The 22,343-nt window shown below is 61.9% G+C and carries 16 protein-coding genes and 2 rRNA genes; all 18 read left to right on the plus strand.

The window, feature by feature from the left end:
* Nucleotides 1–44 precede the first annotated feature (44 nt).
* A complete protein-coding gene (gene dacB, locus ABQM86_RS01390) occupies nucleotides 45–1,487 on the plus strand; it encodes a D-alanyl-D-alanine carboxypeptidase/D-alanyl-D-alanine-endopeptidase (protein ID WP_369746706.1) in 1,443 nt (480 codons plus the stop codon).
* A gap of 61 nt (nucleotides 1,488–1,548) precedes the next feature.
* Entirely contained in the window at nucleotides 1,549–2,670 is a 1,122-nt protein-coding gene (locus tag ABQM86_RS01395; RefSeq protein ID WP_207595730.1) for a zinc-dependent metalloprotease, read from the plus strand.
* Between the two features lie 119 nt (nucleotides 2,671–2,789).
* A complete protein-coding gene (gene tilS / locus ABQM86_RS01400; protein ID WP_369746708.1) occupies nucleotides 2,790–3,860 on the plus strand; it encodes a tRNA lysidine(34) synthetase TilS in 1,071 nt (356 codons plus the stop codon).
* 31 nt (nucleotides 3,861–3,891) lie between these two features.
* Nucleotides 3,892–4,443, plus strand: coding sequence for a hypoxanthine phosphoribosyltransferase (gene hpt / locus ABQM86_RS01405; RefSeq protein WP_011772910.1), 552 nt, complete (start codon nucleotides 3,892–3,894; stop codon nucleotides 4,441–4,443).
* Between the two features lie 159 nt (nucleotides 4,444–4,602).
* Nucleotides 4,603–5,439 carry a hypothetical protein gene (locus ABQM86_RS01410; RefSeq protein WP_369745761.1) on the plus strand — a complete coding sequence of 279 codons (837 nt, stop codon included), beginning with the start codon at nucleotides 4,603–4,605 and terminating at the stop codon, nucleotides 5,437–5,439.
* A 239-nt stretch (nucleotides 5,440–5,678) separates the two neighbouring features.
* Nucleotides 5,679–7,748 carry an ATP-dependent zinc metalloprotease FtsH gene (gene ftsH, locus ABQM86_RS01415; protein WP_089593194.1) on the plus strand — a complete coding sequence of 690 codons (2,070 nt, stop codon included), beginning with the start codon at nucleotides 5,679–5,681 and terminating at the stop codon, nucleotides 7,746–7,748.
* Between the two features lie 10 nt (nucleotides 7,749–7,758).
* Nucleotides 7,759–8,394: a GTP cyclohydrolase I FolE gene (gene folE, locus ABQM86_RS01420; RefSeq protein ID WP_089593195.1), complete on the plus strand. Its 636-nt coding sequence runs from the start codon at nucleotides 7,759–7,761 to the stop codon at nucleotides 8,392–8,394.
* Between the two features lie 5 nt (nucleotides 8,395–8,399).
* Nucleotides 8,400–9,305, plus strand: a complete 906-nt coding sequence (gene folP, locus ABQM86_RS01425) for a dihydropteroate synthase (protein WP_207595732.1) — start codon at nucleotides 8,400–8,402, stop codon at nucleotides 9,303–9,305.
* Nucleotides 9,306–9,316: 11 nt separating this feature from the next.
* Nucleotides 9,317–9,676: a dihydroneopterin aldolase gene (folB, locus tag ABQM86_RS01430; protein WP_369745762.1), complete on the plus strand. Its 360-nt coding sequence runs from the start codon at nucleotides 9,317–9,319 to the stop codon at nucleotides 9,674–9,676.
* Nucleotides 9,673–10,218: a 2-amino-4-hydroxy-6-hydroxymethyldihydropteridine diphosphokinase gene (gene folK / locus ABQM86_RS01435; RefSeq protein ID WP_369745763.1), complete on the plus strand. Its 546-nt coding sequence runs from the start codon at nucleotides 9,673–9,675 to the stop codon at nucleotides 10,216–10,218. Before folB ends, folK begins: the two co-directional genes overlap by 4 nt.
* Nucleotides 10,215–10,736, plus strand: coding sequence for a DUF3180 domain-containing protein (locus ABQM86_RS01440; RefSeq protein ID WP_207595735.1), 522 nt, complete (start codon nucleotides 10,215–10,217; stop codon nucleotides 10,734–10,736). Before folK ends, ABQM86_RS01440 begins: the two co-directional genes overlap by 4 nt.
* Nucleotides 10,717–11,229 (plus strand): PH domain-containing protein, encoded by a 513-nt coding sequence (locus ABQM86_RS01445; RefSeq protein WP_207595736.1) that lies wholly within the window; start codon nucleotides 10,717–10,719, stop codon nucleotides 11,227–11,229. Before ABQM86_RS01440 ends, ABQM86_RS01445 begins: the two co-directional genes overlap by 20 nt.
* On the plus strand, nucleotides 11,226–12,848 hold the full coding sequence (locus tag ABQM86_RS01450) for a PH domain-containing protein (RefSeq protein WP_280625762.1): 1,623 nt from the start codon (nucleotides 11,226–11,228) through the stop codon (nucleotides 12,846–12,848). The genes ABQM86_RS01445 and ABQM86_RS01450 overlap by 4 nt, the downstream gene beginning before the upstream one ends.
* The gene (locus tag ABQM86_RS01455; protein ID WP_369745764.1) at nucleotides 12,841–13,749 is read left to right on the plus strand and encodes a Rossmann-like and DUF2520 domain-containing protein; all 909 of its coding nucleotides are present in this window, start codon (nucleotides 12,841–12,843) and stop codon (nucleotides 13,747–13,749) included. The genes ABQM86_RS01450 and ABQM86_RS01455 overlap by 8 nt, the downstream gene beginning before the upstream one ends.
* 5 nt (nucleotides 13,750–13,754) lie before the next feature.
* Nucleotides 13,755–14,657: a pantoate--beta-alanine ligase gene (gene panC, locus ABQM86_RS01460; protein ID WP_280625766.1), complete on the plus strand. Its 903-nt coding sequence runs from the start codon at nucleotides 13,755–13,757 to the stop codon at nucleotides 14,655–14,657.
* Between the two features lie 105 nt (nucleotides 14,658–14,762).
* Nucleotides 14,763–16,274, plus strand: coding sequence for a DHA2 family efflux MFS transporter permease subunit (locus tag ABQM86_RS01465; protein WP_369745765.1), 1,512 nt, complete (start codon nucleotides 14,763–14,765; stop codon nucleotides 16,272–16,274).
* A gap of 848 nt (nucleotides 16,275–17,122) precedes the next feature.
* Nucleotides 17,123–18,642, plus strand: a 16S ribosomal RNA gene (locus tag ABQM86_RS01470).
* 540 nt (nucleotides 18,643–19,182) lie between these two features.
* Nucleotides 19,183–22,340 (plus strand): 23S ribosomal RNA (locus tag ABQM86_RS01475).
* The 16S and 23S rRNA genes sit together here, the layout of an rRNA operon.
* Nucleotides 22,341–22,343: the final 3 nt, after the last annotated feature.

Genomic DNA, 22,343 nt, shown 5'->3' on the forward strand with positions numbered 1-22,343 from the left:
CGGCGGGGACATTTCAGGACTGACAGGACCAAGCAACTTCCATGATGGGCGTTAAAAACGGGGATACCCGCTGGGTATCTGCGGCGTGGGGGCGCTTGAAATGGCCGTTGCTGTTGGCCGGAGTCCTGCTGTGCCTCGGTGCCGTGGTGGTGGCCGGTATGGTGCCGGGCCTGCTGACCATGCCCAAGCCGTCGCCTTCGGTTCCCGCTTGGCACCAGGAGCCGGACCGCTTGGCTGACGTCAGCGGAGTGCTTCCCCTGGACGCCAATGCCCCCGTTCCCATGCCCGCTGAGGTTGCCCGGCAGCTTGACGCCACCCTGAAGCCGGCCGGCGGGGGCAGTATCAGTGGCATGGTGATGGACGCGTCCACCGGCAAGGTCCTCTTTGACCGTGACGCCAACGCCAACCGGATCCCGGCCTCCAATATGAAGTTGCTGACAGCCGTGGCTGCGCTGAAAGCCCTCGGTCCGGAGACGCGTTTTACCACCCGGGTGCTCGCAGCCGAGGATCCCTCCACCGTGGTGCTGACCGGCGGAGGGGACGTACTGCTGGGTGCTTCAGCATCGGATCCGTCGGCGGTTCTTGGACGCGCCGGTCTGGCTTCGCTGGCCTCGGATACTGCGGCGGCTTTGGCTGCGGCAGGCGTCAAGGGACCTGTCACCGTGCGAGTGGACGATTCACTCTTCGCCGGCGCACCCCTTAACCCTGCGTGGAGCCTGGACGACGTCGCCGCCGGCGAGACAGCACCGTTGTTTTCCCTCGCGTTGAACTCAGGCCGCTATGCTCCGGATGTCGTGACCGGTCCGCGCCCCCAGGATTCCGCCGTCACAAGCGCCGAGGCGTTCGCCGAGCAGTTGGCGGCTGCCGGCGTTGCGGTGGGTCCCGGCGTCGAACGCGGCAAAGGCCTCCCCGCCAAGGTGCTGGCGGCCGCCGAATCGGCCACAGTCAGCGATCAGGTGGACCTCATGCTTGAGTCCTCGGACAACTTCCTCGCCGAGGCGCTGGGGCGGATGACCGCCTTGGCTTCCGGTCAAAAGGCCACGTACGACGGCGCCACCGCGGCCGTGCGCCAACGGTTGGGGGAGCTGGGGATCGCCACCGGTTCGATGCAATTGGCCGACGTCTCCGGACTGGCCTTGGAAAACCAGGTCAGTGCCCGCCAGTTTGCCGAGGTGGTCCGTGCCATCACCAGCGGACCGGACCTCTCCCTGCGCACCGCGCTGGACGGGTTCCCGGTGGCCGGCCTGACCGGAACCCTGGATGACAGATATGTGGACGCCTCTACCGCGGAGGGCGCCGGGCTGGTCCGGGCCAAGACGGGGACGCTCAATACGGTGATCGCCCTGAGTGGTTACGTGGTGGACGCCGACGGGCGGTTGTTGGTGTTCTCCTTCATCGGCAACGACCTGGAACCGGGGGCTGCTGCCAACAAGGTGGCCATGGACCGGTCGGCGTCGGTGTTGGCCTCGTGCGGGTGCCGGGGCTGAATGCTCCGCGTGGAGCGAACTTAAGAGCCCGCTGTCAGTCTCGTGTGGTGTGATGGTCCGTATGGTGTCATCTGCCCGCGATTCGTCAGCAGGGGCCCCGTCCCTGATCAATTGGGACCTGGCCGCCTCTACGGCTGCCCGGCTTGCCCCTCCCGGTCCGGAGCTTAGCGCCGGGGAGATTGGCAAGGCGGTGGAGAACCTGCGCTTCAACGCGGACATCTCCGTCCCGCACGTCCACGACATCACCGGGTTGGACGCTGCCCGGGATCTGCGTGACTCGCACGTCCTGGTGGTGGACCGCGCTTCCTGGTCCAAGGCCAACACGCAGAGCTTCGCGGTGATGCTCCAACCCGCGTTGAAAACGATGCTGGACAGCCGCAGCGGAGTGTCCATGACCCCAGCCGCAGCCGCAGCCAGCGGTGCCATCACCGGCACCCAGCTTGGCGCTGTGCTGGCCTTCCTTTCCAGCAAGGTCCTTGGCCAGTACGATCCCTTTGCTGCCCTGGCCCCTGAATCCAACGTTCCGCCCGGCGGCCGGCTCCTGCTCGTAGCGCCGAACATCATCTCCGTGGAGCGCGAACTCAACGTCCACCCGGACGACTTCCGCCTCTGGGTCTGCCTGCATGAACAAACACACCGCGTGCAATTCGCTGCCGCGCCGTGGCTCCGGCACCACATGCTCGACGAAATCGAGAAGCTCAGCGGCAACCTCCTGGGCAACATGGACTCCCTGGTGGAGCGCGCTGGTGCGGTGGCCAAGTCCCTGCGTGACCGCACTCCCTCAGACAAGACTCCGGGCCGCGGCGCCATCCTGGACCTCCTCCAGAACCCTGAGGAGAAGGCGTCCCTGTCCCACATCACGGCCGTCATGAGCCTCCTCGAGGGCCACGCCAACGTGGTGATGGACGCTGTGGATTCGAGCATCGTTCCTTCGGTGAAGACCATCCGCCAGCGCTTCAACGAGCGCGGCAAGGACCGCGGGGTAGTGGAGAAGTTCATCCGCAACCTCCTCGGCCTGGACGCCAAGATGCGCCAGTACACCGATGGCGCCAAGTTCGTCCGCGAAGTCGTAGCCGTGGCAGGCATGGACGGCTTCAACCGGGTGTGGGAATCTGCCGACTTCCTCCCCACCGAAGAAGAGATCCACAACTCCAAGCTGTGGCTTGAGCGGATGGGCCTTTGAGCATTCCTTCCGGTTCCGCCGCCGCTGGCTCCGGCGTCGATTCCGCTGCCGGTCGCGGCGGTAAGGGTCGACGACGGCCCGGGCGCCTTGCGCCGGTGGTCGGCAAGGCCCGGAAACAGTTGCAGAACGCCTTGGCCTCCGCGGGTCATCCCCAGCGGGTGCTCGTAGCCTGCAGCGGTGGGCCGGATTCGTTGGCTTTGGCAGCCATAGCCGCGTACTTCGGCCGGCGTGGCCACGTCGATGGACATCCGGTAACGGTTGCCGGTGTGGTGGTGGATCATCAGCTGCAGCCGGGCTCTGCAGAGGTCGCCTCCCGGACTGCCGCGGTGTTGCGCGAGCTGGGTCTGTCTCCGGTGGAGGTGCGCACTGTGGAAGTCGCGGCCACTGGGTTCGGCCCTGAGGCCGCGGCCAGGGATGCCCGCCATGCTGCGTTGGAATCTGCTGCCGCGGACCTGGCGTGTGATGTGATCCTTCTTGGCCACACCCTGGACGACCAAGCCGAGCAGGTGTTGCTGGGCTTGGCCCGTGGTTCAGGGACTCGGTCTTTGGCGGGGATGAGGCCTGCCCGCGGTCGCCTTCTCCGGCCTTTCCTGGGCCTTCGCCGAGCCGAGACCCTGGAAATTTGCGAGGTCGAGGAACTTTCGCCTTGGCACGATCCCAGCAACGCCGACCCTTCCTTTGCCCGGTCCCGGACCCGCGTGGAAGTCATGCCTGTCCTGGAAGAGAAGCTGGGGCCGGGGGTCGCCGAGTCGCTTGCCCGGACCGCCGCAATACTGCAGCAGGATGCCGATTTCCTCGAAGATCTGGCCAACGAGACCTATCTCTCACTTGTCCAGCGTGAAGACGGCGGCGCATGGCTTCCGGAAGACGCCGCACGTGAGCTGCCCGCAGCGCTGAGGTTCCGGGTCATCGCGAAGGCTGCCGCCGACGTCGGGGGTCAACAACCTGGCTACGGACGGCTCCAAGCCGCGGAAGCGCTGCTGCGGCGACAAGGGTCGGCCGGACCCGTGGAGCTTCCCGGCCACGTCAGTGTTTACCGGTTGTCCCTGAGCGATTTGGAGCAGGAGCGTTCGGTTTCCGCCGGTGCTCCGGCTGCCAGTAGTCCGCACGATTCGGCCGGCGCCGGTCCCCGCGAAGCCGCGCGCTGTGGGAAGCTAGTATTCCGGCATCAGAAACCGTCCCAACAGTAGCCGCACCCGAGCATCAAAACAGGAGCCATTGGTGGATTCAAACGACGTCCAGGCAGATCTCAAGCACGTTCTTTACACCAAAGAGCAGATCCAAACGCGCATCGCGGAACTCGCAGCGCAGATCGACAAGGACTACGAGGGCCGCGACATCTTGATCGTCGGTGTCCTCAAGGGTGCGGTCATGGTCATGGCTGACCTGGCGCGCGCCCTGCACAGCCACGTCAGCATGGACTGGATGGCTGTCTCGTCCTACGGTTCCGGTACCCAGTCTTCCGGCGTGGTCCGGATCCTCAAGGACCTTGACACCGACCTCATGGGCAAGGATGTCCTGATTGTTGAGGACATCATCGATTCCGGACTGACCCTTTCCTGGCTCAAGTCCAACCTCGAGTCCCGTGGCACGGCCAGCGTCGAGATCTGCACGGCCTTCCGCAAGCCGACCGCCGCCAAGGTGGAGATCGACGTCAAGTACGTTGGCTACGACATCCCCAACGAGTTCGTGGTGGGCTACGGCCTCGACTACGCCGAAAAGTACCGCAACCTGGACTTCGTGGGCACCTTGGCCCCGCACGTTTACGAGTAAATACCCCGTCGCCTTCCGCCGCATCACGTTCCGCCAATGTATCTGTCATCTCTGGGTGCGTTGGGCAGGGCGGGTGCGGCGTTCGCGTTAACGGCTTCATCCTTTGGACGGCCGCATTCAAGGGGTGCCCTGGGGGAGGTCCCGGAGCTACACTGAACCATGACCGGTGCCCCTGCCCGTCTCCTGGCATGGCTCGTCGTCTTGTCGACGTTTCTCACGGCCTGCACTCCTGCGGTAGATGTCAACGGGACAGCTGCCGCCCAGTCCAGTGCGGCCGCGTCGGCCCCGCCAATCGCCGGGGACGTAGCAACTCATGCGCCCGCCACCGTCCCCACACTGCCTCCTGCGCCTGCGCCTGCTCCGCCTCCCGCGCCTGCACCTCCACCGCCGGTACCCCAGGCTTTCGCGCTGAACCTCTACCAAGAGGGTGACTTCGTGCCGCAGTACACGTTTGATTGGTGCGTAGCCGCGAGCATCCAGATGGCACACAACCTCATTGACGATACGGGCGGCGCGTCTTGGGCAGCCCCCGCACAGCAAAGCGAGCTGTGGGAGATGGCCCGCGCCCGGTCATCAAATTCATTCAACGGTGCCAACCCCCGGGGTTGGGCGCAGGTGTTGACTGAGGTTGGAATGGGCCCGTACTCGGTGGTCAGTGTCGCGACCTACGAGGACACGCTGCAGACGGCGGCGCGTGCCATAGCGGAAACTGGCCGGCCAGTGGGGTTGGTCATGTGGAGCGGCCGGCATGCTTGGGTGATGAGCGGCTTTGAGTCCATGGGTGATCCCGCGCAGTTCCCGGAGTTCCAGGTAACGGGGATTCGCGTCCTGGATCCGCTTTATCCCCACGGCAGCGGGCAGTGGGGTCCCTCTCCGGAGCCCAACAGCCTGCTTACTCCGGAGCAGTTGGCCACACAGTTTGTGGTCCGTGAACCCCGGCGCTGGAGTACGGACCTGCCCGCTGGTTATTTGCTGGTGCTTCCGGTCGCAGCCTGACCAAGCAGCATCGAAACCACTCGGAAGCAACCAAGGTGGTGCACTGCCCACCAAGCGCAAACCCCTGTCCCAGCGCCCTCGAGGCGAGTATCCTGTGTACGCCCAGAGGGAACTTTTGGACTTTCCGGTGCGTGAATTACTGGGAACGGTGTATAGCTTGAAACTGAAGCAGCACCACTCGCGCGCAGAAGTTGCGCCTTGCAGCACTACCAGGAGGGACGGGGCAAAACCCCGATCAGATGAAAGCTAAGAGTTTCTTCAAGGGCCCGGGCATCTGGATTGTTGTCGTCGTTGGCTTGCTCCTGGTGGCATTCGCAACACTGGCTCCGGGCGGTTCAACGCGCATTGACACCAAGGAAGGCCTGGAGCTCCTTTCCCAAAGCGGGAAGGTTGAGCAGGCCAAGATCTTCGACGCCGAAAACCGCGTTGACCTGGTGCTCAAGGACAACCTGAACCTGGACGGCCAGGACAAGGGCAAGAACGTTCAGTTCTTCTACGTCACGGATCGTGGTCCGGATGTGGTGAAGGCAGTCACCAACGCCAACCCGGAAAAGGGCTTCACGGACCAGCCGATCGAGAACAACTGGTTCTCCGGCCTGTTCTCGCTGCTCATCCCGGTGCTGCTCCTCGGTGTGCTGTTCTGGTTCCTGCTTTCCCGTATGCAGGGCGGCGGCTCCAAGGTGATGCAGTTCGGCAAGTCCAAGGCCAAGCTGGTCAACAAGGACATGCCGCAGGTGACCTTCTCCGACGTAGCCGGTGCTGACGAAGCTGTGGAAGAGCTCCAGGAAATAAAGGAGTTCCTCCAGGAACCGGCCAAGTTCCAGGCTGTTGGCGCCAAGATCCCCAAGGGTGTGCTGCTTTACGGCCCTCCAGGTACCGGTAAGACGCTGCTTGCCCGCGCTGTTGCAGGCGAAGCCGGCGTTCCCTTCTTCTCCATCTCCGGCTCGGACTTTGTTGAAATGTTCGTCGGCGTTGGTGCTTCCCGCGTCCGTGACTTGTTTGAGCAGGCCAAGGCCAGCTCTCCGGCCATCATCTTCGTGGATGAGATCGACGCCGTTGGTCGTCACCGTGGTGCCGGCATCGGCGGCGGCAACGACGAACGTGAGCAGACGCTGAACCAGCTCCTCGTGGAGATGGACGGCTTCGACGTCAAGACCAACGTCATCCTCATCGCTGCCACCAACCGCCCGGACGTCCTGGACCCCGCGTTGCTGCGCCCGGGCCGCTTCGACCGCCAGATCACCGTGGAAGCCCCGGATATGATCGGCCGCGAGCAGATCCTGAACGTTCACGCCAAGGGCAAGCCCATGGCGCAGGGCATCGACCTCAAGGCTGTTGCCAAGAAGACCCCGGGTTACACGGGCGCTGACCTGGCCAACGTCCTGAACGAGGCCGCACTTCTGACCGCGCGTTCCAACGCCAACCTGATTGACGACCGCGCACTGGATGAGGCAATCGACCGTGTCATGGCCGGCCCGCAGAAGCGCAGCCGCGTCATGAAGGAACTCGAACGCAAGATCACCGCGTATCACGAAGGTGGGCACGCTTTGGTTGCCGCTGCCCTTCGTAATTCGGCACCGGTCACCAAGATCACCATCCTTCCCCGTGGCCGCGCACTCGGCTACACCATGGTGATTCCTGAGGACGACAAGTACTCGATCACCCGTAACGAACTGCTGGACCAGATGGCCTACGCCATGGGTGGCCGCGTTGCTGAGGAAATCGTGTTCCACGACCCCTCCACCGGTGCTTCCAATGACATCGAGAAGGCAACCTCCACAGCCCGCAAGATGGTCACGCAGTACGGCATGAGCGAACGTGTTGGCGCTGTGAAGCTGGGCCAGGGCGGCGGCGAGCCGTTCCTCGGCCGCGACGCCGCACAGGAACGCAATTTCTCCGACCAGATCGCCTACGTGGTGGACGAAGAAGTGCGTCGACTCATCGACCAGGCGCACGACGAGGCCTATGCCATCCTCACGGAAAACCGGGACGTTCTGGACCGTCTGGCACTGGAACTCCTTGAACGGGAAACCTTGAACCAGGCTGAGATTGCCGAGATCTTCCATGACATCCGGAAGCGTGATTTCCGTGAGATCTGGCTGTCCAAGGAATCCCGTCCGGTCCAGTCCATCCCGCCCGTGGAAAGCCGGGCAGAAAAGGCCGAACGCGAAGCCCAGGAGGAAGCCAAGCAGGCGCGTCTGGACGAACCCCTGGACGTCGTCGCTCCGCACGCGCAGGGGGTCAGCAGCCAGGACTCCTTCCAGGCACCGCGACCTGACGGCGGCAACGACTCCACGCATCACGGCTAAGCTATCTGCCGTGACTCATTTCGACGACGACGACGACCTCGCCGCCGCCCACGGCTCCGCCGCGGGCTCCAAGCACGCCCATAAAGTAGACCGTCCGCGCATTGAAGCGGCGGTCCGCGAGATCCTCTTGGCTATTGGTGAAGACCCTGACCGTGGCGGCCTCCAGGACACGCCCAAGCGCGTGGCCAAGGCGTACGCCGAGGTTTTTGCCGGGCTCCACCAGCATCCGGCGGATGTCCTTTCCACCACGTTCGACCTCGATCATGAAGAGCTCGTCCTGGTGAAGGACATTCCGTTCTATTCGACCTGCGAGCACCACCTGGTGCCGTTCCACGGAGTGGCGCATGTCGGTTACATCCCGTCACATGACGGGAAGGTGACAGGCCTCAGCAAGCTGGCGCGGTTGGTCGACATCTACGCGCGCCGGCCGCAGGTGCAGGAGCGCCTCACGACGCAGATCGTTGAGGCGTTGGTGAAGCACCTCAACCCGCGTGGTGCCATTGTGGTCGTCGAATGTGAACACATGTGTATGTCCATGCGCGGCATCCGCAAGCCCGGCGCGAAGACCGTCACCAGTGCGGTGCGCGGTCAGCTCCATGACCCGGCCACCCGCGCCGAGGCCATGAGCCTCATACTCGGAAGGTAATCTCTATGGACTCCCTCGCTGCAGCACCCGGAACCGGCCCGGCCACAAGCCCGTTGCCGGTTCTCCGTAAGCCGCGGCCCGCGGCCAGGTTCGAGGACCTGCCGACGGACCGCACGCTCGTCATGGGAATCCTCAATGTCACCCCGGATTCCTTCAGCGACGGCGGCACCCACCGGACGCCGGACACGGCCATCGCGCTCGGTTTGCGCATGTTTTACGCCGGCGCGGACATTATCGACGTCGGTGGCGAGTCCACGCGCTCTGGCGCCGAGCCGGTTTCCCCGGAAGAAGAACAGCGCCGTGTCATTCCGGTGATTCAGGCGTTGGTCAAGGCTGGCGCGCTGGTCAGCATCGACACGATGCACACGTCCACGGCCGCCGCGGCAGTGGAGGCTGGTGCGGCCATCATCAACGATGTTTCCGGCCTCACCATCGAGCCCGGTATGCCGGAGCTCGTAGCCCGGACCAAGGTCCCGTACATCCTTACGCACCGCCGCGGCGATGCCATGACCATGGACAGCCTGACGGACTACCACAACGTGACCCAGGACGTGGTGGCTGAACTCAGCGGCGTCCGCGACAAGTTGTACGCAGCGGGCGTTGCCCCGGAGCAGATCATCATTGATCCCGGAGTCGGTTTCTCCAAGAACGAGGACCAGAACTGGGAAATCCTCAAGAACCTTGATCAGCTCTTCGGGTTGGGCCACAAGGTGATGGTGGCTGCTTCCCGCAAGCGGTTCCTCGGTTCGCTGCTCACTGTTGCGGGCAAGTCGGCTGCTCCGCTGGAACGCGACGCCGCCACCGCTGCAATCACCGCTTTGAGCGCCGCCAAGGGCGCCTGGGCTGTCCGCGTCCACGACGTCGGACCCAGCCTTGACGCCGTCAAGGTCGCCGCCCGCATCGCACGCTGATAGGAAACGCTGTGGACAGGATCACGCTGACGGGCGTCACCGCCGTGGGTTATCACGGAGTGTTCGATTTTGAGCGCCGTGACGGCCAGCCTTTCGTGGTGGATGCAGTGCTCCACACGGATTTCACCAAGGCCGCGGAGACAGATGACCTGCAGTACACAGCGCACTATGGTGAAGTTGCCGAGCTGATCACCCGGCACATCGAGGGCGAGCCCTTGAACCTGATCGAGGGTCTGGCCGTCAGGATCGCGGAGGGCATCCTCGCGAACTACGGCGTGGCCGCCGTCGACGTCACCGTCCACAAGCCCAAGGCTCCCATTGAGGTGCCGTTCGGCGACGTTACGGTCAGTGTGCACCGGGAGCGATCATGACATCCGGCTACACCAAGGCCATCCTGGCCCTCGGCAGTAACCTGGGGGAGCGCAACGACACCCTTTCCACTGCGGTTGCGGCCTTGGTGGATCCGCCGGAGGTGCGGCTCCTTGGAGTTTCCTCGGTGGTGCAGACCAAGGCAGTCGGTGGTCCGGAAGGGCAGCCGGACTTCCTGAACATGGTCATGGCCGTGGAAACCACGTTGACCCCGCTGGAACTCTTGAGGCATTGCCACGACGTCGAACAGCAGCACCACCGTACGCGCGAGGTTCGCTGGGGTCCCAGGACGCTGGATGTGGACATCGTCGTGTTCGGCGACGTCGTCAGTGACGATCCCATTCTTACTCTTCCCCATCCGCGGGCAGCTGAGCGTGCATTCGTGCTCTATCCGTGGTCGTTGTTGGAACCGCACGCACAGTTGAACGGGCGCAGTGTTGCTGAGTTGGCTGCCGTCGCCGCTGACATGCCCGATATCCGGCGCTTCGATGGTTATGGCGACGTAGCCGGCGTGCCTGCGACGGGAGCAGTGGAACAGCCATGAAAGCAATGCGCCCGGTGGTTCTGGTGCTCATCGCCGTCATCGCTGCGGTCATTGGCTGGTTGGCAACCGCCACCACCAACCGCTTCAGCATGCCCACCCCGGTCCTGCCGGTATCCGCGCTGGTGACCATGGCCGTTATTGCCGGCCTCACACTCATCATGGGCATTCGTGTGCTGCGCTGGCGCAACGGCAAGAAGAAGAACCTGCTCAATCCGATTCTGGCGGCCAGGACATTGATCCTTGCCCAGGCCTGCGCCTATGCGGGAACCTTGCTTCTTGGCTGGCATGCCGGAATCTCGATGGACCTTCTCCGGATCGGCAGCTTGCGCGGCGGCGAGGGAATACTGTGGAACGCCTTGCTGATGGGCGGCGGTGGCGTGGTCATGGTGGTGGTTGGGCTCGTGGTGGAGCGTTTCTGCCGGATCCCACCCGAGGATCTTGAAGGTGGCACTGCCGGACCGGGGCCCCGTCGCGGCGAAACCAAAGGCGAAGGCGAGTATGCATACCGAGGCGATTGATCCTCCCGGCGTCCAGTGGCTTCGGGTTTCCCCGAAGTACGTCACCGTGCGGTTGGTGGAGTGGGCCATCGGTAATGTCCTGATGCTGACAGTCCTCAGTTTGCCGCTCATATTCGTGCTGCTGGGTTGGTGGCGTTGGCCTCCTTTGTGGCTCGCCATCACGGTTCCCGCAGTGATGCTGGTCCTGGCGCTGTGGCGGCTGGTGTTGATTCCCCGCCAGGTACGCGCCATCGGCTACGCAGAACGCGACGACGACCTCCTCATCCGCCGCGGCATCTTCTTCCAACGCACCATGGTGGTTCCCTACGGCCGGATGCAGTACGTGGACGTTGCGGTTGGTCCGGTTGAACGCAGCTTGGGACTGTGCACGCTCAAACTCCACACGGCATCGACCGGAACCAACGCGCACCTGCCTGGTCTTCCGGCAGAGGAAGGCGCACGGCTGCGCGAACAGCTTTCGGCCCGTGGAGAAGCCAGGCTGGCCGGGCTGTGAGCCCGGAAGGCAACGCGGCGGTGAGCCTGCCGGATCAACCGGAAACAAAGGTCGACGGCGGTTGGAACCGCGTCCACCCGGCATCACCTTTCGTTCGTGGCTGGGTGGCGCTGGCCGCCGTCGGGTTCTTCTTTGGCCGTGACGCATTCGAACGCATGTTGCAGGGCAGGGATTTTCTGGATCCAAACCTGAACGGCCGTGTGCCGTGGCTTTTGGCCGGCGGCGCCGTGGTGCTGCTGTTGACGGTGGGCAGTTTCATCCTGAGCTGGTACTTCACGCGTTACCAGGTGGCCGAAGGGTACGTGCGCGTCAACACTGGTTTCCTGTTCAAGCAGCAGCGGCAGGCCAGATTGGACCGTGTCCAGGCCATCGACATTGTTCAGCCGCTCTTGGCGAGGATATTTGGCCTCGCTGAACTCAAATTTGAAGTGGCCGACGCCGGCGAGTCGGCGGTGCGGCTCGCTTACCTTCCGCTCGCCCAGGCGAAGCAATTGCGCGCCACCATCCTTGCGCGGGCGGCCGGCGTTGTCAGCGAGCCCGGTAAGGAAGAGGAAATTCCTGAGGCACCCGAGCATGTGGTGCTGTCTGTGCCTCCGGCACGGCTCATTGGATCCCTCGTGTTGAGCGAGCAAACCGTCGGAATCCTGGTCGGTGCCGCTGTGGTGGTAGCTGTCTCTGTTTTCACAGAGAACCAGACGCTATTCTTGGCGCTCATCCCCGGCATCCTGGGCATCGGCGCAGCCTACTGGAATTCCTTCAACAAGGGCTACAACTTCACGGCAGCTATTTCGCCGGACGGTATCCGCCTTCGATACGGTCTCCTGGACACCCAGGCGCAGACCCTGCCTCCCGGACGCATCCAGGCAGTCATGGTGACGCAGCCGCCTCTCTGGAGGATCTTTGGCTGGTACCGGATGCACGTCAACGTGGCGGGTTATGGGGTATCGGGCAGTACCGAGGGTGCCGCCCGGACCATGCTGCTGCCCGTCGGAATGAAGCCCGATGTCCTGCGGATGATGTCCTTGGTGCTGCCGGACCCGGGGGTTGAGGACCCGGAGCGCGTCTTCACGGCCGGACTGGATGGGTTGGCTCCGGCCGCGCCCGACGCCGCCCCGACAGATGAATTTGTCACCACACCCCGCCGCGCACGGTTGCTTGCTCCACTTGGCCGGCGCCGCAACGGATTCCTTGCCACGCGCACGGCGTTGTTGATCCGATCCGGCCGTTGGTGGCACACGCTGGTCCTTGTGCCGCATCAGCGGACGCAGTCCATGGCGCTCCACCAGGGGCCGCTGGCTCGCCGCTTCGGAGTGGCCGACCTTGTCCTCCACACCACCGCCGGACCTGTTTCTCCCAGGGTCTTCCAAGCTGATGCGGCCCAGGCCGTGGAACTCTTCGACCAACAGGCTGCCCGCGCCCGGGAAGCCCGGAAACGGCAGACGAGCGAGCAGTGGCTGGCGCAGGTGGCACCGCAGGCCCCGGAGGTTGCAGCCGCAGCGGAGGTTGCGACCACAGCGGAACAGCCGCCCCCGCCGGCACAATCCGCGCAGCCGGCCCGGCCAATCCAGCCGGAACACCCCCACACTTCACCGCAACAGGAGGACCGCCACGATGGCTAGGCCAGGACGACTCGGAGTCGGAATCATCGGCGCCGGCAAGGTGGGTGCCGTGTTGGGTGCCGCTTTGCGCGCGGCCGAGCACGCCGTCGTCGGGGTTTCTGCTGTGTCGGAGGCGAGCCGTGAGCGTGCCGAAAACCTGCTGCCCGGTGTTCCGGTCCTGGAGATCCAGGACATCGTGGAGCGTTCGGAACTGGTGCTGTTGGCCGTCCCGGACGACGCCCTCGGGGAGTTGGTGGCGGGGCTCGCCAAGCTGGGCGCCTGGCAGCCGGGCCAACTGGTGGCACACACGTCCGGCCGGTTCGGCGTGGGAATCCTCAACCCTGTCCGTGCGGTGGGCGCGATCCCGCTGGCGCTGCACCCGGCCATGACTTTCACGGGCATGAGCTTGGACCTGACCCGGCTCATGGATTGCACTTTTGGTGTTACCGCGGATGCGGCCATGCTGCCGATCGCTCAAGCCCTCGTGGTGGAGATGGGTGCCGAACCCGTGGCCATTGCCGAAGCCGACCGCACCCTCTACCACGCGTCCCTTGCGCATAGCTCGAACCACATGGTCACGCTGGTGGCCCAGGCATCCCAGATGCTGCGGGAGATCGGCATCGAAAACCCGGAGTCCATGCTGGGTCCGCTGTTGCGCGCCACACTGGAGAACGCCCTTGCATCCGGCGAATCGGCGCTGACCGGTCCGGTGGCGCGTGGAGATGTGGGTACCGTTTCCGCGCATGCCCAGGCACTGAAAGAGTACGACGGCGGTGCGGGCGGCGATGTTCTCGCGGCCTACCAGGCCATGGCGCGGGCCACCGCACGCAGGGCGGAAAACCGCGGGCTCCTGCGGCCCGAACAACTGAATGAGATCGACGAAGCCTTGGGTGCCGACCCCAAGTCGCCGGAAGGACACTGAACAGCATGGCCATCAAACTCGTGACCACCGCGGCGGAACTGCGTGCTGAAAGTGCACGCTTGCTGGCATCGAAGGGCGGGAATTCGCAGGGATTGGTCCCCACCATGGGTGCCCTGCACTCAGGCCACGCGGCACTGGCACGGACCGCCGCGGCCGAGAACGACGTGGTGGTGGCCACCATCTTCGTCAACCCGCTGCAGTTCGGCGACGCCGTTGACCTGGACCGCTACCCGCGCACGCTCGACGCCGACATGGCCCTGCTGGACGCCGAAGGCGTTGACCTGGTGTTCGCGCCGTCCGTTGACGAGGTGTATCCCGGCGGACAGCCCCTGGTGCGGGTAACCTCCGGACCGTTGGGCGAAAAATGGGAAGGTGCTTCGCGCCCCGGTCACTTTGACGGCGCCCTGACCGTAGTGGCCAAGCTGCTGCACTACGGACTTCCCGGAGGTGCTGCCGTTGACGGCACGACGGCGGCCTACCGGGCTTACTTTGGCCAGAAGGACGCGCAGCAGTTGGCTTTGGTAAAGCGGATGGTCTCGGACCTGAACTTCCCGGTGGAGATCGTTCCTGTGCCCATCGTTCGCAGTGAGGACGGCCTGGCGCTTTCAAGCCGAAACAGGTTCCTTTCCGATGAGGAACGAGAGGCCGCCCTTGTGTTGTCGCGGGCTTTGCGCCTTATCGAGTCCCGGGCAACCGCGCACGAACCACTGGACCTGGACTCCGCCGTCGCGCTTGTTGAATCCCAACCGTTGGTGGAACTGGACTATTTCGACGTCGTCGACCCCAACACCTTGGAACCGCTCGCCGAAAACTGCAAGGAGACACCGTTCCGCGGGGAAGGGCTGGCGATCATCGCTGCGAAGGTGGGGCCTGTGCGGCTCATCGACAACGCTCCTTTGTTCTCCTAGCGTTAGGAATTTTTCTACTGACGGGAATTGGATAGGCCTTTAGACTGTTCTAGTCTTCACCGGCATCGATCGCCGGACACCAAATCCAACCCTTGGGGAACCCTCATGTCTACCGACGTCACGTCCGACGCCAACGGCAAGCCTGAATCCGGAGCATCCGGTTCGGTCGCCTCTGTAGAGGCAACGCCCTACCAGGCCCCGCCGGCTCCGGCGTCGCAGGCGCCGGTTTCCGGGAAGATGTCCCGCGAATCCGTGACGGTCATCGTCACCCTTTTGGTGGCAACCTTCGTGGTGATCCTCAATGAGACCATCATGAACGTCGCCCTCCAGCGCCTCATGACGGACCTCCAAGTGAGTGCGTCCACTGTGCAGTGGTTGGCTACCGGCTTCATGCTGACCATGGCCGTCGTCATTCCCACGACAGGGTTCATCCTTCAGCGGATGAGCACCCGCGGGGCGTTCATGCTGGCCATGGGTCTCTTCAGCGGTGGTACTTTGCTGGCCGCCTTGGCGCCGGGTTTCCTGGTGCTTTTGCTGGCGCGCATCGTTCAAGCCGGCGGCACTGCCATCATGCTGCCGCTGTTGATGACCACCATCCTGACTCTGGTACCCATGTCCAAACGCGGAGCCGTCATGGGCAACGTCAGCATTGCCATCTCGGTTGCTCCGGCTATGGGCCCCACCGTTTCCGGCATCATCCTGGACCACTTCTCCTGGCGCTTCATGTTCGTATTCGTGCTGCCTGTTGCCTTGGCGGCTTTCGCGATAGGTGCCAAGTACCTCACCAACGTGGGGGAGCGCGAGAAGACCACGCTTGACGTGCCTTCCGTTATCCTCACTGTTCCCGCTTTCGGTGGCCTGGTCTACGGTCTGAGCCAGATTGGGGGCGCCGAGGCCGGCGTTGTTCCCGTGATCGCGCTGGTGGTTGGTGTCCTCTGCCTGGCACTTTTTGTCTTCCGGCAGCTCAAGCTCCAGAAGTCCGACGCCCCGCTGCTGGATCTTCGTGCCTTCAAGTTCCGCATGTTCACGGTGTCCACGCTGCTGATGGTGGTAGCCATGATGGCCCTGTTCGGCGGTGTGATTCTGTTGCCGCTGTACCTGCAGAACACCTTGCACCTGCAGCCGTTGGAGACTGGACTCGCACTGCTGCCGGGCGGTTTGGCCATGGGCCTGCTGGGTCCGGTCATTGGACGGATTTTCGACAAGGTTGGCCCCCTGCCGCTCACCGTCTCCGGCTCTGTGCTCATGGTCCTGACGCTGTGGCAGTTTTCCCGCCTGGATGAGGGAAGCTCGCTTGGCTGGGTTATTGCCCTGCACGTCACCCTGAGCCTTGGCCTTGCTCTGCTCTTCACGCCGGCGTTCACCACTGGCCTGAACCCGCTGCCGCCGCACCTCTACTCGCACGGATCGGCGATCATCAGCACCGCGCAGCAGGTAGCCGGTGCAGCCGGTACGGCGCTGCTGGTGTCCATCTATGCGGTGGTCTCTGCATCTTCGAACCAGGTCGCCGGCATGCAGGCGGCGTTCATGGCCGCCACTGTTATCGCGGTTGCTGCTGTGGTGCTCGGCGCGATGATGCGCAAGACCGACGGCGCCGCAGGACACGGCGGCCACTGACCCCGCGGTTGCTGACGACCGGTTTCCCGCAAAGCTCTCCCACCGTGGTGGGGAGCTTTGTTGGTTAACGGGGTGGCGCTGTTGGTAGGGGGTGGCGCCCTTGGTAAGGGGGTGGCGGTCGGTCGTGCAGCGTCCCCTTCCGACGCTCGCTCACATCCCGCGGGTTTGATGGCGTCGCTCTCTCATGTCCCTCGGGTTTGATGGCGTCGCTCTCTCACGTTCCTCGGGTTTGATGGCGTCGCTCTCTCACGTTCCTTGGGTTTGGTTGGGGTTCGACGGCGGTGGTGGCGTGGTGTGGTGTCGGTGGTTGTTGTGGGGCGGGGTTGTGTGACGGGCTTCACTTGGGTTGGTTTGGGGTGTGGTGGGGTGGTTTTGGGGGTGTTTTCCTTGTGTTGGCGGGATTTTTGGGTGGTGTTGGGGTGGATTTGGTGTGGGGGTGGGGCGCGTGTAAAGTTATTCGAGTCGCCGCCGCTGATGCGGAAAGATGGCGACCGACTCCCTTCAAATTGCCGGTTTCGGTGGTGCTTTTGTGTGCTGCTGGTTGGTGTGGGAGGCCTGGGTTCTGGTTTGCTTTGTGCGGCTGGTTCGGGTAAGTTTGAAAAGTTGCTCCGGAGCGATCCTGGACCCTTGTGGGTGTGGGTGGTGCCGGTAGTGTCTGTTGTTTGAGAACTCAATAGTGTGCCAAGTTTGTTGATACCGATTGTTTTATTGATTGGTTGAAATTATGGCTGGATCATTGCGCACCCCCGTGTGTGGTGGTCTGGTTTTCAGCTGGTTTCGAATTTTGTGCAGCCGTGCCGGCCGTTATTTCCGGTGGGTGTGGTTGTGTCTGTTTGATTTGTTTTACTTCAACGGAGAGTTTGATCCTGGCTCAGGATGAACGCTGGCGGCGTGCTTAACACATGCAAGTCGAACGATGATCCCAGCTTGCTGGGGGATTAGTGGCGAACGGGTGAGTAACACGTGAGTAACCTGCCCTTGACTCTGGGATAAGCCTGGGAAACTGGGTCTAATACCGGATATGACCGTCTGACGCATGTCAGGTGGTGGAAAGCTTTTGTGGTTTTGGATGGACTCGCGGCCTATCAGCTTGTTGGTGGGGTAATGGCCTACCAAGGCGACGACGGGTAGCCGGCCTGAGAGGGTGACCGGCCACACTGGGACTGAGACACGGCCCAGACTCCTACGGGAGGCAGCAGTGGGGAATATTGCACAATGGGCGCAAGCCTGATGCAGCGACGCCGCGTGAGGGATGACGGCCTTCGGGTTGTAAACCTCTTTCAGTAGGGAAGAAGCGAAAGTGACGGTACCTGCAGAAGAAGCGCCGGCTAACTACGTGCCAGCAGCCGCGGTAATACGTAGGGCGCAAGCGTTATCCGGAATTATTGGGCGTAAAGAGCTCGTAGGCGGTTTGTCGCGTCTGCTGTGAAAGACCGGGGCTCAACTCCGGTTCTGCAGTGGGTACGGGCAGACTAGAGTGCAGTAGGGGAGACTGGAATTCCTGGTGTAGCGGTGAAATGCGCAGATATCAGGAGGAACACCGATGGCGAAGGCAGGTCTCTGGGCTGTAACTGACGCTGAGGAGCGAAAGCATGGGGAGCGAACAGGATTAGATACCCTGGTAGTCCATGCCGTAAACGTTGGGCACTAGGTGTGGGGGACATTCCACGTTTTCCGCGCCGTAGCTAACGCATTAAGTGCCCCGCCTGGGGAGTACGGCCGCAAGGCTAAAACTCAAAGGAATTGACGGGGGCCCGCACAAGCGGCGGAGCATGCGGATTAATTCGATGCAACGCGAAGAACCTTACCAAGGCTTGACATGAACCGGTAATACCTGGAAACAGGTGCCCCGCTTGCGGTCGGTTTACAGGTGGTGCATGGTTGTCGTCAGCTCGTGTCGTGAGATGTTGGGTTAAGTCCCGCAACGAGCGCAACCCTCGTTCTATGTTGCCAGCGCGTTATGGCGGGGACTCATAGGAGACTGCCGGGGTCAACTCGGAGGAAGGTGGGGACGACGTCAAATCATCATGCCCCTTATGTCTTGGGCTTCACGCATGCTACAATGGCCGGTACAAAGGGTTGCGATACTGTGAGGTGGAGCTAATCCCAAAAAGCCGGTCTCAGTTCGGATTGGGGTCTGCAACTCGACCCCATGAAGTCGGAGTCGCTAGTAATCGCAGATCAGCAACGCTGCGGTGAATACGTTCCCGGGCCTTGTACACACCGCCCGTCAAGTCACGAAAGTTGGTAACACCCGAAGCCGGTGGCCTAACCCTTGTGGGGGGAGCCGTCGAAGGTGGGACCGGCGATTGGGACTAAGTCGTAACAAGGTAGCCGTACCGGAAGGTGCGGCTGGATCACCTCCTTTCTAAGGAGCTGCTAGCAGCTGTTCCGTGTTCTGTGTATGCAGTTCGTGGTGGTTGTCAGTGTTGCCCATTGCGCAGGCGTCTGTTCTGCGGTGGGTGCTCATGGGTGGAATATCAACGAATCAAACTTGTTTGGCATGGCCTTTACCGGTTGTGTCCTGGTGCCAGTACGGCAGCATGTGTCTCTGCTTTTTGTGGGGGTGGGTGTTGTTGGGAACGCTGCCGGGGTGCATGGTTTGTGGGGGTTGTGTTTGGCGCACTGTTGGGTCCTGAGGCAACAGGACCTTTTTGCAGCAATGCAGAGGGCATCGTTCTGGTGTTTCTTTTGTTCCTGCTTCCGGTTCTGCCGCGTGTCCCTGTGTGGGGTGGTGGTGGTCTGGTTGATGGGGTTGTTGTTTGAGAACTACATAGTGGACGCGAGCATCTGAGACATGCATGGCTGGCCTTTCGGGGTTGGTGTGTGTGTTTCTACAGCAATTTCTTATGAATGAACCTGGCCCTTGTGGTCGTGGTTCTCTCGAGTAAGTTTTTGATCTTTGTGTGGTCAAGTTTTTAAGGGCACACGGTGGATGCCTTGGCATTAGGAGCCGAAGAAGGACGTAGGAATCTGCGATAAGCCTGGGGGAGTTGATAACCGAGCGTTGATCCCAGGATGTCCGAATGGGGAAACCCCGCACAACGCTGCAAGGTGATTGTGTGACCCGCATCTGAACACATAGGGTGCGTGGGGGGAACGCGGGGAAGTGAAACATCTCAGTACCCGCAGGAAGAGAAAACAATAGTGATTCCGTTAGTAGTGGCGAGCGAACGCGGATCAGGCTAAACCGTTCCATGTGTGATAGCCGGCGGGCGTTGCATGGGCGGGGTTGTGGGACTTTCCGTGATGGTTCTGCCGGACCGTTGGGGTGATGTGCAGGCATAGGTGAACGGTCTTGAAAGGCCGGCCAGAGAGGGTGGGAGCCCCGTAACCGTAATGTTGTGTGCAGCCTGGAGAGTATCCCAAGTAGCACGGGGCCCGAGAAATCCCGTGCGAATCTGTCAGGACCACCTGATAAGCCTAAATACTTCCTAATGACCGATAGCGGACCAGTACCGTGAGGGAAAGGTGAAAAGTACCCCGGGAGGGGAGTGAAACAGTACCTGAAACCGTGTGCTTACAATCCGTCGGAGCAACCGCGAGTGATCGCATAGTAGTTGTGACGGCGTGCCTTTTGAAGAATGAGCCTGCGAGTTAGTGTTACGTCGCGAGGTTAACCCGTGTGGGGTAGCCGTAGCGAAAGCGAGTCTGAACAGGGCGAGTGTAGTGGCGTGATCTAGACCCGAAGCGGAGTGATCTACCCATGGCCAGGTTGAAGCGACGGTAAGACGTCGTGGAGGACCGAACCCACTTCAGTTGAAAATGGAGGGGATGAGCTGTGGGTAGGGGTGAAAGGCCAATCAAACTCCGTGATAGCTGGTTCTCCCCGAAATGCATTTAGGTGCAGCGTTGCGTGTTTCTTGCCGGAGGTAGAGCTACTGGATGGCCGATGGGCCCTACAAGGTTACTGACGTCAGCCAAACTCCGAATGCCGGTAAGTGAGAGCGCAGCAGTGAGACTGTGGGGGATAAGCTTCATAGTCGAGAGGGAAACAGCCCAGACCACCAACTAAGGCCCCTAAGCGTGTGCTAAGTGGGAAAGGATGTGGAGTTGCGAAGACAACCAGGAGGTTGGCTTAGAAGCAGCCATCCTTGAAAGAGTGCGTAATAGCTCACTGGTCAAGTGATTCCGCGCCGACAATGTAGCGGGGCTCAAGTACACCGCCGAAGTTGTGGATTTCACACATTGCCCTAGCCTTCGTGGTTCAGGGGTGTGGAGTGGTAGGGGAGCGTCGTGTGGGCAGTGAAGTCGCGGTGGAAACCAGCGGTGGAGCCTACACGAGTGAGAATGCAGGCATGAGTAGCGAAAGACGGGTGAGAAACCCGTCCGCCGAATGATCAAGGGTTCCAGGGTCAAGCTAATCTGCCCTGGGTAAGTCGGGACCTAAGGCGAGGCCGACAGGCGTAGTCGATGGACAACGGGTTGATATTCCCGTACCGGCGAAAAACCGCCCATGCCAAGCGGGGGATACTAACCGCCCGGAGCCTGCCCGCTCACCCTTGTGGTGTTGTGGGTTTTGGCCGAGCGCGGGACCTGATCCCGGGAGGTAAGCGTATTAACAGGTGTGACGCAGGAAGGTAGCCGGGCCGGGCGATGGTTGCCCCGGTCTAAGGATGTAGGGTCAGGGATAGGCAAATCCGTTCCTGTGTGCTTCGAGCACGTTCCTGAGATCTGATGGGACTCCCGTATGGGGGGATCCGGTGATCCTATGCTGCCTAGAAAAGCATCGACGCGAGGTTTTAGCCGCCCGTACCCCAAACCGACACAGGTGATCAGGTAGAGAATACCAAGGCGATCGAGAGAATTATGGTTAAGGAACTCGGCAAAATGCCCCCGTAACTTCGGGAGAAGGGGGGCCTGCCCCGTGATGGAGACTTGCTCTCCGTGAGCGGGTGTGGGCCGCAGAGACCAGGGGGAAGCGACTGTTTACTAAAAACACAGGTCCGTGCGAAGTCGCAAGACGATGTATACGGACTGACTCCTGCCCGGTGCTGGAAGGTTAAGAGGACCGGTTAGCCACCTTGTGTGGCGAAGCTGAGAATTTAAGCCCCAGTAAACGGCGGTGGTAACTATAACCATCCTAAGGTAGCGAAATTCCTTGTCGGGTAAGTTCCGACCTGCACGAATGGAGTAACGACTTCCCCGCTGTCTCAACCATAAACTCGGCGAAATTGCAGTACGAGTAAAGATGCTCGTTACGCGCAGCAGGACGGAAAGACCCCGAGACCTTTACTATAGTTTGGTATTGGTGTTCGGAGTGGCTTGTGTAGGATAGGTGGGAGACGTTGAAACCCGGACGCCAGTTCGGGTGGAGTCATCGTTGAAATACCACTCTGGTCACTTTGGACATCTAACTTCGGCCCGTGATCCGGGTCAGGGACAGTGCCTGATGGGTAGTTTAACTGGGGCGGTTGCCTCCTAAAAAGTAACGGAGGCGCCCAAAGGTTCCCTCAGCCTGGTTGGCAATCAGGTGTCGAGTGTAAGTGCACAAGGGAGCTTGACTGTGAGAGAGACATCTCAAGCAGGGACGAAAGTCGGGACTAGTGATCCGGCGGTACATTGTGGAATGGCCGTCGCTCAACGGATAAAAGGTACCTCGGGGATAACAGGCTGATCTTGCCCAAGAGTCCATATCGACGGCATGGTTTGGCACCTCGATGTCGGCTCGTCGCATCCTGGGGCTGGAGTAGGTCCCAAGGGTTGGGCTGTTCGCCCATTAAAGCGGTACGCGAGCTGGGTTTAGAACGTCGTGAGACAGTTCGGTCCCTATCCGCTGCGCGCGCAGGAAATTTGAGAAGGGCTGTCCTTAGTACGAGAGGACCGGGACGGACGAACCTCTGGTGTGTCAGTTGTACTGCCAAGTGCATCGCTGATTAGCTACGTTCGGATGGGATAACCGCTGAAAGCATCTAAGCGGGAAGCTCGCTTCAAGATGAGATTTCCATACACATTTATGTGTGAGAGGCCCCCAGCCAGACCACTGGGTTGATAGGCCGGATGTGGAAGCGAGGACTAAAGACTCGTGAAGCTGACCGGTACTAATAGGCCAACAACTTACACCACACA

Source organism: Paenarthrobacter sp. AMU7, assembly GCF_041200195.1.
In the GTDB taxonomy this organism is placed as follows: Bacteria; Actinomycetota; Actinomycetes; order Actinomycetales; family Micrococcaceae; genus Arthrobacter.

What these genes read in the sequence shown, in the direction of transcription:
- ABQM86_RS01455 (WP_369745764.1), top strand. Translation starts at nt 12,841, where the DNA reads ATGGCTAGGCCAGGACGACTCGGAGTCGGAATCATCGGCGCCGGCAAG.
- ABQM86_RS01395 (WP_207595730.1), top strand. Translation starts at nt 1,549, where the DNA reads ATGGTGTCATCTGCCCGCGATTCGTCAGCAGGGGCCCCGTCCCTGATC.
- folP (WP_207595732.1), top strand. Translation starts at nt 8,400, where the DNA reads ATGGACTCCCTCGCTGCAGCACCCGGAACCGGCCCGGCCACAAGCCCG.
- folK (WP_369745763.1), top strand. Translation starts at nt 9,673, where the DNA reads ATGACATCCGGCTACACCAAGGCCATCCTGGCCCTCGGCAGTAACCTG.
- ABQM86_RS01465 (WP_369745765.1), top strand. Translation starts at nt 14,763, where the DNA reads ATGTCTACCGACGTCACGTCCGACGCCAACGGCAAGCCTGAATCCGGA.
- dacB (WP_369746706.1), top strand. Translation starts at nt 45, where the DNA reads ATGGGCGTTAAAAACGGGGATACCCGCTGGGTATCTGCGGCGTGGGGG.
- ABQM86_RS01440 (WP_207595735.1), top strand. Translation starts at nt 10,215, where the DNA reads ATGAAAGCAATGCGCCCGGTGGTTCTGGTGCTCATCGCCGTCATCGCT.
- ABQM86_RS01410 (WP_369745761.1), top strand. Translation starts at nt 4,603, where the DNA reads ATGACCGGTGCCCCTGCCCGTCTCCTGGCATGGCTCGTCGTCTTGTCG.
- panC (WP_280625766.1), top strand. Translation starts at nt 13,755, where the DNA reads ATGGCCATCAAACTCGTGACCACCGCGGCGGAACTGCGTGCTGAAAGT.
- ftsH (WP_089593194.1), top strand. Translation starts at nt 5,679, where the DNA reads ATGAAAGCTAAGAGTTTCTTCAAGGGCCCGGGCATCTGGATTGTTGTC.
- ABQM86_RS01445 (WP_207595736.1), top strand. Translation starts at nt 10,717, where the DNA reads ATGCATACCGAGGCGATTGATCCTCCCGGCGTCCAGTGGCTTCGGGTT.